The organism is Francisella uliginis (genome assembly GCF_001895265.1).
GTDB classification, from domain to species: domain Bacteria; phylum Pseudomonadota; class Gammaproteobacteria; order Francisellales; family Francisellaceae; genus Francisella; species Francisella uliginis.
The window spans coordinates 1,064,363-1,080,561 of sequence record NZ_CP016796.1; the positions used below are offsets into that span (position 1 = coordinate 1,064,363).

Here is a 16,199-nt window from a genome sequence, read left to right on the forward strand (position 1 = left end):
AAAATATAAAAATAGTTTACAATGAAATATAGCACTAATATATGGCACCCTTGCACACAAATGAAAGATTTTGAAAAAGTACCTCCTTTAAATATAAATAAAACTGAGGGAAGCTATTTATATACTCAAGATAACAGAAAGCTTTTTGATGCTATATCTAGTTGGTGGTGTAAATCTTTAGGGCATAGACATCCTTATATTATTGATAGATTAAAAAATCAGCTTGATAAGTTTGAACACACAATATTTGCTAATACAACTAATGATGAAGTTGAACATTTTAGTAATAGAATATGCAAATTAACATCAATGGATAAAACATTATATGCCGCTGATGGATCATGTGCTGTTGAAATAGCTTTAAAGATGACGATACATTTACGTCAACTTAGAAATCAAACCTCTAAAACTAAATTTGTTTGTCTTGAAAATTCTTATCATGGTGAAACTTTAGCAACTATGAGTGTTAGTGATTGTGGTTTATATTCAGAGCCATATAAAATATTACTATTCGATAGTTTGATTATAAAAGATCTACCGTATGTAAATGGTAAGACAGCCCCCCTATGGGAGGATGCAGAACATCATTGGAATAAGACACAGAAGTTTTTAGAAGAAAATAAGCAAAGCATAAATGCACTAATAGTTGAACCTCTATGTCAAGGAGCTGGAGGCATGTTGCTATATAGTAAAGATTATCTCAATAGACTATGCAAATGGTGTAAGCAAAATGATATTTATATTATTTTTGATGAAATTATGACTGGTGTTGGACGGTTAGGTAAGTTATTTGCATTAGATTATCTAGATATTTCTCCAGATTTTTTATGTATATCAAAAGGCATTACATCTGGAATGATACCTTTTAGTGTTACTCTAACAAAAAATCAATATTATGATATGTTTTATAAAGATAAAATGTCTGAGGCATTTTTACACTCACATACTCATAGTGGTAATATTCTTGGTGTGGTAGCCGCTAATAGTGTTTTAGATATTTTTGAGCAGGAAAATATATTAAATAATGTAACTGGGCTAGAAACTCTAATGCATAATTGCTTCTTAGAGATACAACAAGAGGTTCATATTTTTAAAAATATTAGAAATCTTGGTGGCATGATTGCTGCAGATTTAGATATAGATAAATATAGGTTTGGTTTTGATGTTTATAAAGAGTCTATTAAGCTAGGAGCTTTGCTCAGACCACTTGGTAATACACTTTATTGGCTACCACCTTTAAATTCCAAGTCAGATGATATTATTCATTTAAAACAAGTTACCAATCAGGCAATTATAAATGCTGTTGAAAAGCTTTGATAGAAGTTAATCAAATATATTTATGTAACAATAGATTATTGATTTGTTAATTATTTCGTATAGTTAATATATAACAGTACAGTGTGTTATTACTATAATAAACTCAAAACATAATATGTCATCAACTATGTTAATAATTATAGCTTATAAAATTTTCAAATCTCTTTTTAAATCTCTAATTTTAGCGTTAGCTATAACAATAATTTTTCTCATAACAGCAATAAGAGCAACCATTTTCTTTTTTCCATTTTCGACAAGTTTATTGTAAAAAGTTCCAAGCTTTCCATTACTCCTAGAAGCTGTCATAGCAGACATAAATAATACTGGCTTTAAGTCAGCTCTACCACCATAAGTTTTCCTATAACCAATCTTCTTACCACTTTCATAAGCATAGGGAGCGACTCCAGCTAAAGAGGCTACTTGCTTACGATTTAAACTACCTAGCTCAGGCATAAGAGCAAGTAATGATGCTGCTGTAGTTTTTCCCAAACCTGCAACTTCTTTAACTAACAAGTCTCTTGCTTTTGTTAAATATTCACAATCCTTTATAACTGAAGTTACGCACTAAATATATTTTGAGTGTTATAAGTTGCGTTGAAGAACTAGGAAACAAGGTCAAGAGCTACTAGTAGCTTCAAATCTTGGTAACGACGTTATTTAATGCAAATTATATCATCCAAAGGACAAAGCTAAGTATCATCTGACTGCCTTAGAACTTTATCACCATAGCTACTGCTATGCTAATAAAAACCTGCCTTGCATATAATACTTTGTCTTTATGCTCAAATTTATGTTTAGTGCGTAACTTCAGTTTATAAGATCATCAATTAAACTCTCTACAATAGTAATTTCTTGCTCTAGAAACTCTATTACTCTGATATGTGACTCTTTAGTATATTCTTGATCTGGAGCTTGAGCTCTGTTTTTTTCAGCAGCTAATTGCTTCTTAAGTTCTTGCTTTCTAAGTGTATATTTTACAAGCTTTTGAAGGTTGTTATTAGTAGGTTTATAGCAACCAAGACTAGTATGCCTTTCATAGCCATATCTAGCTAGACATATAGCATCAATATTGTCTGATTTAGCTAACTGTCCAGTTGAACGAATAAAATGTTTAACAACACGAGTATTAGCCCTATGTACTATAATTTTTTCAACTAATAAATATTCAACCAAAGCTTTTTCATACCCTCCTGTAGTCTCTAGAACCACAAGACTGTTATCTTTAAGTATAGGATGTTTTTCTAACAGATCACTAAAACCTTTAGAATTATTAAGATATTTAAAAGTTTTTTTACTACCATATATAGCTACTACAAAATCATTTTTTGATATATCAATATCTACGAAATTATGATACATTTTTAAATATCTCCTTAGTATATTTGTTCTATGTTTACGATTGTAAGCGGTCGTTATAGACCATCCAACTATTCAAACGTATTAAGGAGATAACCTAAGTACCTTGATGACAACGATTGTGTAATCTATTCTACGACGGTCGCTTAGGTTATAACTAAAGTTTTACACTCTAGTTTGACTCCTTAAACATAAATTATAAAGAAGATTTAACTTACAATTCTACGATACTGAATCAAGTTCAGCACAGGCTTTGATCGTAGAATCCAGTTTTAAAATTTATATTTTATCAATGAATACTATAATCAAAGCTGTAATATAATCCAAAATTAACTTTTTATACTTGCTTAATTAACTAAAAATTCACCTAAAATTTGCTATAAATTATTTTGCAAACTAGCTTCCAAAACCCTTTGAAAATACGTTCTTCAGGATCTAAAATATTTAGAATTGATTCTAATTTCTTACTTGATAAATTTAAAGGTTGTGTAAATGAAAAAAATATTATTGTTAATGTTGTTAGTGGTTCCCATAACGATAAGTAAAGAGGAATTGATAGTATGATGACTATTATATTATTATTTGATATATTGATTTTAGTAGCTATATTAAGTTTATTTAGTTTTGTAGAATTTTTTATATCTAAAGCATTAAAAAAAAAAGCCAAAGAAGTACCAACTGGTGGAGGTTGGCAAATATTATATTCATTTGGGGTAATAGCTCTAATAGGATGTATATTTTTCTATTTTAATATAGGTGGTAAATATTACATAGAGGGTCATAAGTTTGCTACTAATTTATATTTATATTCTGGAGTTATAGCTGCGACTATATTATTTGCTTCTAATATGTTCTATGCAGACAATAACAAAGTTATAAGTAAAGTATGCGTAAAAACTTTTTTAATTATTCTTAACTTAGTATTTATATGTTTATATCTAAATATAGGATTATCATTTGTAGCAGTTGCTGGCTCTAGTGATAGAGCTATTGAAATACTTTTCAGTATCATAAAGTTTAGTATAATATTATCTGTAATAGCATATTGTTGGTATTTAGTAACTTATTTATGCTTTAGGTTTTTTAAAGCAAAGAATGTGTTTATAGTTTCTTGGCTACTTTTTATAGTTTATTTTGTAAGTGTTCCAGCAGTTTTATATTCAGCTTATAAGTATGCTCAATACAAACAAGATCATAATGTTTATACAATTAATTTAGAATTTGAGAACGGGCAGAGATTTCAAATTAAAACTCCTGGTAAATTCTTAAAAACAAATGGTTATGTAATAGATTGGTATTGTAATAAAGATACTTTGATATGTAATGCAAAGAGAAATTCTATTAATTTTGATTTTAGTAAATTTTTAAGTGGTGAAAAATTTATATCAAGTAGTTTTTTTAATTATCAAAACAGTCTTAAACTTAAAGAAAAATTAGGAGATAGTTATTTTTATTTTTCTCCTGAAAAAAACAGATATTTGGCTAATTCTTTTTATGGGAAAAATATATTGAAAAAGGAAGATTATTTTTACAAAATCGGTATTCAAATAAGATGTAAAGATAAGAAATATTTTGATCAAAATAAAGAAAGAATTAAAGATAAATTAGATAATTTAGTAAAACAAATAAGTATTAGAGCTGTTAATTAAAGAGAGAAATAAATTTTATGAATACATTATTTAAATCAAGTGAAGAATTACAAAGTGATAGACAAAAAAGGCTATTAGATATTTTTAACGAAACGAAAATTAATGAAAATGGTAAGGAAATTAAAAATACAACTTATATTGGTACAGTTTTTTCAGATCAAAATATAGAAACTCGCACAGAACTCAATGACTATAATTTCAATATTAGTTCAGATTTAAGATCTGAGCTTAGAGCTACTTTAAATAGTGAAGCTGGAGCAATAGGTGCAACAGCTGAGTTTCTTAATAAAGCTTATGCGGCTAAAGCTAATGGAAAAAATGTAGATTCTCATTATCTATCAGCATTAGAAAAGAATATTTTAACAGCCTCAAATGGTACACAATACTATAGTAAAGAGTCTGGTAAGATAGAATCTACTCCTGATATCTCAAGCATGACCCAAAGTCAAAAAGATTCATTAAATCAAGAGCAAAAGTCAGCTATAGCAAATTTTGAATATATAAGAGAAGGCTCATATACTCAAAGATTAAAAGCAGAAGTTTTTAATACTCCTATTGAAGATTATATGACAACGGATCAACTAGAGGCTTTTAACTCTATGAGATACCCATCAACTGGAAGTACAGCTTATACAGCGGAAGCTTATAATCAAGATTCAATTATTAAATTTAAAATGGATGCTTATGAACAAAAATTTGGTGATGAGTTAAGAAAGAGTTTTGATACTAGTTTTAAAGAAACAGGTAAAGCCTCTCTAGAAACAATGGTTCATTACGGTATGTTAGGTGATAGTTACACAGATTCAGGAACATGGACTGCTAATTTATCAACAAATCCTTTAGGAGTTCAAACAATGAACTCATTTGTAGCTATTGATTCACTGACAAATACTATTGGCGTAGGGATATATTCAACTCAATGGATGGGTTCAAATATATCAGGAAGAGAAACCTTAGATTATGATTTAAATATTTCTGCTTATGCTAAGTTGTTGAATGGTGGAATAGAGACACCTAATGCAACTATAATGGATCAGCTTACAGCAGTTAAAAATACAGATTTCCCATTAGTAATAATGGAAGAGGGGGCACTAGGCATCTATGAAACAAAACAACCTGCAATATATGACTTAATGCTTAAGTTTATAGAAGTGTCTGCACCATCAGGACAAACTCTTGTTGAAGCAACAGAGGAGTATAGTTTAGCTAGCATTATCTCAGATAAATTCACCCAAGCAGCCACTCAGCGCTACGGCGACCCATTGGTTGTCGATCTCGACCGAGACGGCAAACTTGAGACCACCTCAGCAGATGGAAGCGTACTGTTTGACCATGACAACGACGGCCAAGCAACTGGAACTGGTTGGGTCAATGCCGAAGACGGATTGTTAGTTCGTGATAAAAATCTTGATGGCCAAATTACCAGTGGTAGAGAGCTTTTCGGGGATAATACCATAAAGTCAGATGGCACTAAGGCAGTAGATGGTTTTGATGCTTTGAGTGATTTAGATAGTAATTCTGATGGTGTATTTAATGAGCAAGATTCAGCATTTTCTGAAGTCAAGGTATGGCAAGATGCCGACCAAGATGGTGTGACAGATCAGGGAGAATTACTAAGTTTAGCAGAGGCTGGTATCTCAAGTATTGATCTAAATGCAAAGACAGTAAATCAAAGTGTGGCAGGAGGTATTTTAAGAAAGACATCTACAGCTACAACTACAGATGATGGAACTACAGCAGTAGGGGCAATGGATTTTGCAGAGAATAAATTTTATAGCAAATTTGAAGATGTATTAGAAACTTCTCAAGAGTTACAAAACTCAATCAATGTGGCAGGTCAAGGGGCTTTAAGAAGCTTACATGAATCAGCTAACCTATCACCAGGTCTTAAAGAGCTACTTTCAGGACTATATTCAGGAGAAACACCAGTTACAGATAATGCTATCCATGAAGTATTACTTGAGTGGGCAAGGACATCACAAAACTTTGAGACATCTTTAGATATATTAGATGGAGTAACATTAGATGATGGCACACAGATAAATGTAGGAATATCAGATAGAGTAAGAACAGTAATAGAAAAGACTGCTGTATTAGAGTCTTTGAATGGTAGTAGGATTCTAGAGTATAACATTAGAGATAATGGTAGCACTTATACAATAAATGCAAAAACAGGAACAGAGACATTTTGGGATACTAGAACAGTTGCTAAAGGTGGCACAACGACTACAGGAGATTGGTTCTTTCATAGATTAGCAGATAATGCTAGAGCTACAAACATATCACAAGGTTATGCAAGTGCATTTAACTCAATTAAAGAATCTATAGAAACAAGTCACTTTGTTAAAGAAGTATATCCAGTATTATTAGAAAATTTATCATTTGAGTTAGGGTCGGTGGCTTAGATGAATATTAAGAAAGAAGATATTAAAGAGTTGTATGCAGTAGTAATAATCATGAGTGTCATATATCAGTTTGTACCTTTTATGATGATAGGAGCTATTGTAAATATTATTTTTGAATTAATAGGAATAAATATAAATGCTACTATTCTAACGAGCTTATTTTTCTTCTTATTTTTTTGTTTTATAGGTAGTAAAGTTATAAAGAATTTTAGTTATAAAAATATAATCGTTTATTTATTTATTTATTTATTTATTTATTTATTTGCTTATTTGCTTATTTGTTTATTTGTTTATTTGTTTATTTGGTGATTATAAAGCTATCGGGACAAATTTGTATGATTTTAAGAAATTTTTATCTTTTGATAATCTTATTTATGTAGTAAACCTATTGGTAGCATATATTTTTTTAAATGAGGTTAGAGATAGCCAAATTAATAAATTTCTATTTAATCTATTTTTTTCACTATTCATGATATTTGTAACAATGTTTATTATTCAGGCATTTACGAAAGCAGCAGCTCAAGCTAATTTTATTTTTATAACTGTATATATGGAAATTTGTTTTATTGTTGGCATATTTTTTCTTTTTTCTGGAAAAGTCAAAATAGCTTTTTATAGTATTTCTTTATTATTTTTATATTTGTTTAATACTTATAGTTTTTATAATCAGAACATTATTATTAATTCAAGCGTAAAAGTCATTATGTCTAATGGAGCCGTGAATAAGGGTTTCATGATATCAAATGAATTTTTGTATTATGTTATTTTATTTTTAGTAGGAATAATTGTTTTATTAGAAATTTTTTCAATAGTTATAAATTTAAGAAATAGTAACAGGTAGTTTATGAGTGATAAAAAATATACTTTTACAATATATAGTAATAAATTAAGTCAAGGGTCTGGTACACATGTTTGGGTTGAAATATCAGATGGAACTTTTGCAGGAACAATTAAGTATTCTTATGGACCTATAAAAGATGCTGATGGAAATATTTTTTTTGGGAAGTCAGGAACATTTGATGCTAAATTATCTGGAGTAAGTGATTCTGATGAAAGAGGTGCTATATCATCTAGCTATACTGGCACTATTTCAAAGGCTCAATATTTGGCAGCTATTACTAAGGGCGAACAGTTAAGACTTGATCCACCTAAATACGAAGTTTTCGAACTAGGAGGAGACAATTGTGTAGAAGTAACTTCTAAAATACTTGAGGCAGCAGGTATTGATATTGCTTTGGGATATGTTATGCCTGATAGTTTAGCAGAAAAGCTTGATTGGATGAAAACTATGGGAGATGATATTTTCATTAATCAAGAAAAGTATAAAGCATATAAAGAATTTGATTATGCAGACAGTTTATCGAAAGATCCTGATGATGCTTTAGCGTTTGGAAAAGCGATGGTTTCAGATAAACTTGCAGAAGCAGATTCACAAGTTTATTTTAATAATTTAGCTAAACTAGAAGCTGGTTTGGTGATTAAAGAGTTAACTAACTATAAGGATTTAATATCTAAAGTTTTAGGTACTAATGGCGATACAAGCCAAATGTCCATTGATCAATTAGTTTTAGGTAAATTCCAACAAGCAGCCACACAACGCTATGGCGATCCATTGGTTGTCGATCTCGACCGAGATAATCAAATTGAGACTACATCAGCAGATGGTAGCGTGTTATTTGATCATTCAGGTAACGGCCAAGCAGTTGGAACTGGGTGGGTAAACGCCGAAGATGGTTTATTAGTTAGAGATGTTGATGGTTCAGGTACTATCGATAGCGGTAGAGAGCTTTTCGGGGATAACACCATAAAGTCAGATGGCACTAAAGCTAAAGATGGCTTTGATGCTTTGAGTGATCTAGATAGTAATTCTGATGGTGTATTTAATGAGCAAGATTCAGCATTTTCTGAAGTCAAGGTATGGCAAGATGCCGATCAGGATGGTGTGACAGATCAGGGAGAATTACTAAGTTTAGCAGATGCTGGTATCTCAAGTATTGATCTAAATGCAAAGACTGTAAATCAAAGTGTAGCAGGTGGTATATTACGTAAGACTTCTACAGCTACTAACACAGATGGTACTACTACAGCAGTAGGAGCAATGGATTTTGCTGAGAATAAATTTTATAGTAAATTTGAAGATGTATTAGAAACTTCTCAAGAGTTACAAAACTCAATTAATGTAGCAGGTCAAGGAGCTTTAAGAAGCTTACATGAGTCAGCTAGTTTATCACCGGACCTTAAAGAGCTACTTACAGGATTATATTCAGGAGAAACACTAGTTACAGATAGTGCTATTCATGAGGTATTACTTGAGTGGGCAAGGACATCACAAAACTTTGAGACATCTTTAGATATATTAGATGGTGTAACGTTAGATGATGGTACACAAATTAATGTAGGTATCTCAGATAGAGTAAGAACAGTAATAGAAAAGACAGCTGTGTTAGAGGCTCTAAATGGTAGTAGGATTTTAGAGTATAACATTAGAGATAATGGTAGCACTTATACAATAAATGCAAAAACAGGAACAGAGACATTTTGGGATACTAGAACAGTTGCTAAAGGTGGCACAACGACTACAGGAGATTGGTTCTTTCATAGATTAGCAGATAATGCTAGAGCTACAAACATATCACAAGGTTATGCAAGTGCATTTAACTCAATTAAAGAATCTATAGAAACAAGTCACTTTGTTAAAGAAGTATATCCAGTATTATTAGAAAATTTATCATTTGAGCTAGATGATGCAGGAGAAGTGGCACTTAATTTTGACGGGATTAATGATGCTATAGTTGATAAGATCAAAGTAGATCCTATTAGTGGTTTAAGTTTCTTTGATAGGGTGATTAAAGCCCAAGATCAGACTTTTTTGAGAGATGGTTGGGATAAAAAAGAAATACTTAATGATGATTTGTTTGATTCCATTAATGCCCGCCTTGTCGAGTCTATCAAAGTAGATGTTATTACAGGGCTACAGGAAGTTAACAAAATTAGCACAGTTGCAAATGGATTGCTTCTAGAGAGTGGCTGGGATAACAAAGAAATATTCAATGATGATATATTTGATTTCATTAATGATCATCTTATCGAGTCTGTTAAATTAGATATTGGCACAGGATTTCAAGAAATTAATGAAATTAGCACAATTGCAAATGGACTGCTTTTAGAGAGTGGTTGGGATAAAAAAGATTTTTTAGAAAAGGATTTATCACAAAAGACCTCTTGCGAAATACTAATTATTCACCATATATATAGAAAGATTGCTTAAGAGATCCATAAAAATGCAAATAAGCTACGCAATATTGTCAAAGAAAGCCAGAATATTTAGAAAACTAACAGGTTTAAAACTAAAACATTTCAATAAAATCTTAACCGATGCCTCAAAATCCTTAGATGAAGGATTTCCAAGGATTGGCAGAAAGCCAAAAGTTGATAATCATGCAGATAGATTATTGTTAGTTTTAATATATTATCGTTGCTATATGACACAAGAATTTTTAGGCTACTTGATAGGATTAGATGAATCAAATGTAAATCGCCTAATTAGACGAGTAGAGTTACTACTAGTTAAAGAAATACATATAAAAAAAGATAGAAGCATGACTAATCAAAAAGTAGAAAGACTTTTAATAGATGCAACAGAACAGCCAATCCAGAGACCTAAGAAATTAAAACGAAGAAAGGCTAACTATTCAGGGAAGAAAAAAAGCCATACACAGAAAGTAGAAATAGCTATCAGTGAAGCAGGTCAAATAGTTAATGTTTCGAAGGTTTATCCAGGCAGTGTTCATGATATAACTGTTCGCAGAAAATCAGATAAATTAGCTCGTGATGTTGATAAATATTGTGACAATGGCTACCAAGGTATTCAAAATGAATCTACTAAAGTAAAACTCCCCTATAAAAAGCCCAAAGGAGGTTCTTTAAGTATAGAGCAGAAGAATTATAATAAATGGCTTAGTAAGATTAGGATTTATGTTGAGCATAAAATTGCAGAAATTAAAAAGTTTCGTATACTGGGTGAAACCTATAGAAGTTTTGGTAAAAAAGCTAATCTTAGGTTTAATTTAGTGGCTGGAATAGTTAATTTACAAAACGGATTCTAAAAAGAAAATACCTACTTAGAAATAAAATGCCTCTGAAGTAGTATTTCGCAAGAGGTCTAAACTTTATCCGAGCTATTGGATGGTAATGTTACTCATGTAAGTGATCTTAAATTTAACATTAATGATAAACCTCTAATATTTAATGATGAAGGTAAGGTTATTATAAAAGGTAGTATTGAAGCGGATGATATAGTAGGTACTAAAACTGATGATATTATTCATTCTGGTAATGCGGTGGATAGTTTAGATGGTGGGTTAGGAGATGACTATTTACATGGAGGCAGTCAGTCAGATAATCTACAAGGTGGAGAAGGTAACGATACTTTAGTAGGGGATAATATAACTACTTCAAGTACAAGTTATGGAAGTCGTAGTAATTGGAGCTCTAGATATAATGAGATTAGATATAATAAGGGAAATGACATATTAGCTGGTGGCAAGGGAGATGATACTTTAGCTGGAGGTTATGGAAGTGATACCTATATCTTTAATAAAGGAGATGGAGTAGACACGATAACAGAGATGCTAGTCAATGATTATGTTGGAAGGTCTTATGATAGTGGTTCAAGGGATACGATTAAGTTTGGGGAAGGATTAAATCAAGAAGATGTAGAGTTATCGTTATCAGGACAGGATTTGTTAGTTAATTTCAAAGGAAACGATACAGATCAATTAGTGTTAAAAGACTTCATGAGAAATAACACTATCAATAACTTTGAGTTTGCAGATGGAAGTGTTTTAGATAAGACAGAGTTTATGAACTTATCTAATGAATATGAAGGAACAGATGCAAATGATAGTTATTCACTATTTGGATCTAATGATACATTACATGCAGGAGCTGGAGATGATGTAATCTCAGGTAACTCAGGAGAAGATAAGTTATATGGTGAAGCTGGTAATGATAGATTATCAGGGGGAAATCAAGATGACTATTTATATGGAGGAGAAGGCGAAGATACATTAAGTGGCGGAAACAATAACGATACACTTGATGGAGGCGAAGGTAACGATAAGCTATATGGTAATAATCACAATGATACCTTAGATGGTGGATTAGGAGATGACTATTTACATGGAGGCAGTCAGTCAGATAATCTACAAGGTGGAGAAGGTAACGATACTTTAGTAGGGGATAATATAACTACTTCAAGTACAAGTTATGGAAGTCGTAGTAATTGGAGCTCTAGATATAATGAGATTAGATATAATAAGGGAAATGACATATTAGCTGGTGGCAAGGGAGATGATACTTTAGCTGGAGGTTATGGAAGTGATACCTATATCTTTAATAAAGGAGATGGAGTAGACACGATAACAGAGATGCTAGTCAATGATTATGTTGGAAGGTCTTATGATAGTGGCTCAAGGGATAGGATTAAGTTTGGGGAAGGATTAAATCAAGAAGATGTAGAGTTATCGTTATCAGGTCAAGATTTGTTAGCTAATTTCAAAGGAAACGATACAGATCAATTAGTGTTAAAAGACTTCATGAGAAATAACACTATCAATAACTTTGAGTTTGCAGATGGAAGTGTTTTAGATAAGACAGAGTTTATGAACTTATCTAATGAATATGAAGGAACAGATGCAAATGATAGTTATTCACTATTTGGATCTAATGATACATTACATGCAGGAGCTGGAGATGATGTAATCTCAGGTAACTCAGGAGAAGATAAGTTATATGGTGAAGCTGGTAATGATAGGTTATCAGGGGGAAATCAAGATGACTATTTATATGGAGGAGAAGGCGAAGATACATTAAGTGGCGGAAATAATGACGATACACTTGATGGAGGCGAAGGTAACGATAAGCTATATGGTAATAATCACAATGATACCTTAGATGGTGGATTAGGAGATGACTATTTACATGGAGGCAGTCAGTCAGATAATCTACAAGGTGGAGAAGGTAACGATACTTTAGTTGGAGATAATATAACTACTTCAAGTACAAGTTATGGAAGTCGTAGTAATTGGAGCTCTAGATATAATGAGATTAGATATAATAAGGGAAATGACATATTAGCTGGAGGCAAGGGAGATGATACTTTAGCTGGGGGTTATGGTAGTGATACATACATTTTCAATAAGGGAGATGGAGTAGATACGATAACAGAGATGTTAGTCAATGATTATGTTGGAAGATCTTATGATAGTGGCTCAAGAGATACTGTTAAGTTTGGCGAAGGCATAGAAGCTAGTGATCTTAACTTTGCCTATGATGGTAATGATGTTCATGTAACTTTTAATAGTTCTGATACAGATAAGCTAATCCTTAAAAACTTTCAGGGAAGTACTTTAGATAAATTTGAATTTGCTAATGGAGATATTTTAAGTAAATCAAATATAATAATAGGCACTAATGCAGATGATGTAATAAATGCTAGTAGTGGTGACTTATTAATCTATGCAGGATCAGGAAATGATGTTATAAATATGAGCTCTGGGAATGATACTATAAATGCTGGAGATGGTGACGATATTATCACTACATCATCAAATGATATAGATTTTAATAGTAAACAACTTACTGGAAAAGCTTCATCTAGTAGTATTAAAACAATGCTTGATGTTAATAATGATGGTTTAGCAGATTTAGTTGAGCAAGAAAGTGGAGAAACATTTGTATCTTTGTCAAATGGTACAAGCTTAGAGGAAAGGAAGAAATACTCTGACTTTGAAAATATATCTAGAAGTGCTAATCAAAACATAACTCCTGAATTTGATACAGATATAAATGGAGATGGAATACAAGATAAGGTTAAATTTGATACTACAGGAGTTCATACAGCGTTAGGTCAAGAAGATGGTAGTTTTTCAACCATGTCTAATGTGTATGCAGCTTTTGGTAGAGATGCTGGAGGATGGTCAACAAATAATACATTTCCAAGACACATGGCAGATGTAAACGGTGATGGTATGGCCGATATTGTTGGTTTTGCATCAACAGGTGTTTATACTGCTTTATCAAAAGGAGATGGCTCTTTTGCGACTGCTCAGAAAGCACATGGGAGTTTTGGAACTAGAGCTGGTGGTTGGGCAAGTAATGATAGATTTCCTAGATTTGTGACTGATGTAAATAATGATGGTATGGCTGATGTTGTAGGTTTTGGTAATACTCACACTTATATAGCTTTAGCAAAAGGAGATGGTACATTTGGCTCCACTAAATCTTTATCAACAGGTTTTAATTATCAAGATGGTTGGACTAGTAACTCATCATATCAAAGATTAATGGCTGATATAGATGGAGATGGGAAATCAGATATTATTGGAATTAATTCTGCAGGAGATATTTATACTGCTATAACAGCAAAACAGGATAATGATATTGTAGATGGAGGAGCAGGTAACGACATTATTTCAACAAGTATAGGTGATGACATTATCGAAGGTGGTTTAGGCTCAGATGTAATCACAGGCGGTCAAGGTGATGATATCTTAGCTGGAGGGGCAGGTTCAGATATTTACAATTATTCATCAGGAGATGGTAATGATACTATCAATCTAGCAGGCGATGGCTCTACAGATACTCTGAAGTTAAATGATATTTCAAAAGATGATATATTATTTTCACGATCAGATAATGACCTTCAAATTAATTTTCACGATCAGTTATCATCATTGATTGTGGATGATTACTTTGAATCACAATTTAATAATGATTCACTTATTATAGATACTAATGATGAATTTCAGATGCAATTAGCAGCAAATGCAAATAAGATGGCTGAGATATTAGCAGCTAATATATCAGATGATGATATCGATGGTGGAAGTGTAGATGGTAGTAATCAAGTCACTACACAAGTAGACGCCTCACAATTAGCTGATTTATGGGTGCCTAAAGAGAGCTAGCTTAAAACTAATCCTCCCTGTTTGTTCATCAATAAGCTTTATGCTATTTCAAAGTAATTTATTTCTTTTTATTATTAAAATACTCTCTATCTGCTATATAGATTGTTTTTGTAGCCTTAGCATAGATATTTTTTTCTAGATCTTCATAACACACAGGTAAACTAACTATTGATTTATTTTTAGTTTGAACATCTTTTTTGATGTTAGTTATAGTTGCCTCAGATAATAAAAATCTAGCATATACATGATCGGTAATTGGTTTAAGATAGTCTATGCTTGCTGATAAATCCCATACAACATAATCATCACCAAGAATCCTACATAATTGAATAGGATATATTGGATCTAATGAAGAATATATCGCGCCACCAAAACCTGTACCATGATAGTTCTTAGTATTTTCATTTAGATTAAATCTTAAATGAACTTCAAGAAAATCATTAGATACAAACAAAATTTCGCCGCCAGTTGCTACAAAAGCAGGTAGCTCATTAAATCTTTTTATAAGCTGCTCAGATTGCTCACCTGGTTTTTTATCTGTTTTAAAGATTGGGTTCATATCTTATTAGTTTTTTATCTTTTATTAATAAACTCTATTGTCTTATCTAAAGCTATTTTAGCATTTGGCAATGGGCTAATTCCAATTATACTCATAAAACCATGATACATCTCGTCATCATAATGAGTTTCAACTAAAGTTCCTTGTTCTTTAAGTTTTTTCTCATAAGCATAAACTCCATCAATTAAGATATCATGAGTAGCCGATACTATTAATGTATCAGGCTGTTCTGAGGCTTCATAAAATAAAGGAGAAATTTTAGGCTCTCTTAATCTTTTAGGTTGAGACATAATTTCTTCACCAAGATATGCTTTAAGAAACATTTCACACCATTCTGCAGTTAGATGATATTTATATTCATCAAATTTACGAATACTTTCATATTTTGTATACATATCAACAGCAGGGTAAAATAGTATTTGAGCTTTAGGCATATTTTGCTGACGTTCGTGACATATAATTGTCACAAGATTTCCTCCAGCACTATCACCCATTGCAAAAATATTTTCAGAATTTATATCAAATTTATTAATATTTTTATACAACCAATCATAAGCATATAATGCATGATCTACAGCAATAGGGTATTTATGTTCGGGCGCTAAACCATACTCAAGTGAGAAAATATCAAAGTTTCCTTGGTCACAGAGATACCTACATACATGATCATAAGTATCTATAGAACTTAAACACCACCCACCTCCATGAATAAAAAATAGAGCTTTACCATTTGGATTTTTCGATTTATAGTGCCTTAGTACAGTATTATTCTCTAGTTTAATATCTTCTTCAATAATATCTGGGCGACGAATTCTTTTTATCTGTTCAATAGAAAGGCTACTAAAAATATCACGCTGTTCTCTTAGATCTAATTTTTTTATCTTTCTAATCTCAGGAGTATCTAGCATTTTTTCTAAACTTGGATGATATGACATTTATATTT

At 31.6% G+C, this 16,199-nt stretch carries 9 protein-coding genes and 1 pseudogene; 6 read left to right on the forward strand and 4 right to left on the reverse strand.

The genetic code is table 11. The annotated features are described in order from the left end of the window. The first annotated feature begins 21 nt into the window (after nt 1–21). Entirely contained in the window at nt 22–1,317 is a 1,296-nt protein-coding gene (gene bioA, locus F7310_RS05055) for an adenosylmethionine--8-amino-7-oxononanoate transaminase (protein ID WP_072712258.1), read from the forward strand. A gap of 144 nt (nt 1,318–1,461) precedes the next feature. Here bioA and F7310_RS05060 read toward each other — a convergent pair. Further along, nucleotides 1,462–1,878 (reverse strand): annotated as a pseudogene (locus F7310_RS05060) (transposase); the annotation flags it as partial. A 246-nt stretch (nt 1,879–2,124) separates the two neighbouring features. Further along, nucleotides 2,125–2,676: an IS110 family transposase gene (locus F7310_RS05065; RefSeq protein WP_236939893.1), complete on the reverse strand. Its 552-nt coding sequence runs from the start codon at nt 2,674–2,676 to the stop codon at nt 2,125–2,127. Nucleotides 2,677–3,233: 557 nt separating this feature from the next. Here F7310_RS05065 and F7310_RS05070 point away from each other — a divergent pair. The 5 genes from F7310_RS05070 (at nt 3,234) to F7310_RS05100 (ending at nt 14,697) form a co-directional block, all read left to right on the forward strand. After that, nucleotides 3,234–4,322 carry a hypothetical protein gene (locus tag F7310_RS05070; protein WP_072712260.1) on the forward strand — a complete coding sequence of 363 codons (1,089 nt, stop codon included), beginning with the start codon at nt 3,234–3,236 and terminating at the stop codon, nt 4,320–4,322. A 17-nt stretch (nt 4,323–4,339) separates the two neighbouring features. Continuing rightward, nucleotides 4,340–6,727, forward strand: coding sequence for a hypothetical protein (locus tag F7310_RS10685; RefSeq protein ID WP_236939894.1), 2,388 nt, complete (start codon nt 4,340–4,342; stop codon nt 6,725–6,727). Between the two features lie 844 nt (nt 6,728–7,571). After that, nucleotides 7,572–9,995, forward strand: coding sequence for a hypothetical protein (locus F7310_RS10690; RefSeq protein WP_236939895.1), 2,424 nt, complete (start codon nt 7,572–7,574; stop codon nt 9,993–9,995). A 13-nt stretch (nt 9,996–10,008) separates the two neighbouring features. Further along, nucleotides 10,009–10,833 (forward strand): transposase family protein, encoded by an 825-nt coding sequence (locus tag F7310_RS05095; RefSeq protein WP_072711046.1) that lies wholly within the window; start codon nt 10,009–10,011, stop codon nt 10,831–10,833. A 75-nt stretch (nt 10,834–10,908) separates the two neighbouring features. Continuing rightward, a complete protein-coding gene (locus F7310_RS05100; protein WP_072712265.1) occupies nt 10,909–14,697 on the forward strand; it encodes a calcium-binding protein in 3,789 nt (1,262 codons plus the stop codon). 58 nt (nt 14,698–14,755) lie between these two features. On the opposite strand, the gene F7310_RS05105 is transcribed toward F7310_RS05100, so the two are convergent. Together F7310_RS05105 and bioJ are read right to left on the reverse strand one after the other, a co-directional pair. Then, complete coding sequence (locus F7310_RS05105; protein ID WP_072712267.1) at nt 14,756–15,256, reverse strand: PaaI family thioesterase; 501 nt, start codon at nt 15,254–15,256, stop codon at nt 14,756–14,758. A gap of 14 nt (nt 15,257–15,270) precedes the next feature. Then, complete coding sequence (bioJ, locus tag F7310_RS05110; protein WP_072712268.1) at nt 15,271–16,191, reverse strand: pimeloyl-ACP methyl ester esterase BioJ; 921 nt, start codon at nt 16,189–16,191, stop codon at nt 15,271–15,273. Nucleotides 16,192–16,199 lie beyond the last annotated feature (8 nt).

Excerpts from the sequence above, each read along its gene's own strand:
- bioA (WP_072712258.1), top strand. The coding sequence starts at position 22 with ATGAAATATAGCACTAATATATGGCACCCTTGCACACAAATGAAAGAT.
- F7310_RS05065 (WP_236939893.1), bottom strand. The coding sequence starts at position 2,676 with ATGTATCATAATTTCGTAGATATTGATATATCAAAAAATGATTTTGTA.
- F7310_RS05070 (WP_072712260.1), top strand. The coding sequence starts at position 3,234 with ATGATGACTATTATATTATTATTTGATATATTGATTTTAGTAGCTATA.
- F7310_RS10685 (WP_236939894.1), top strand. The coding sequence starts at position 4,340 with ATGAATACATTATTTAAATCAAGTGAAGAATTACAAAGTGATAGACAA.
- F7310_RS10690 (WP_236939895.1), top strand. The coding sequence starts at position 7,572 with ATGAGTGATAAAAAATATACTTTTACAATATATAGTAATAAATTAAGT.
- F7310_RS05095 (WP_072711046.1), top strand. The coding sequence starts at position 10,009 with ATGCAAATAAGCTACGCAATATTGTCAAAGAAAGCCAGAATATTTAGA.
- F7310_RS05105 (WP_072712267.1), bottom strand. The coding sequence starts at position 15,256 with ATGAACCCAATCTTTAAAACAGATAAAAAACCAGGTGAGCAATCTGAG.
- bioJ (WP_072712268.1), bottom strand. The coding sequence starts at position 16,191 with ATGTCATATCATCCAAGTTTAGAAAAAATGCTAGATACTCCTGAGATT.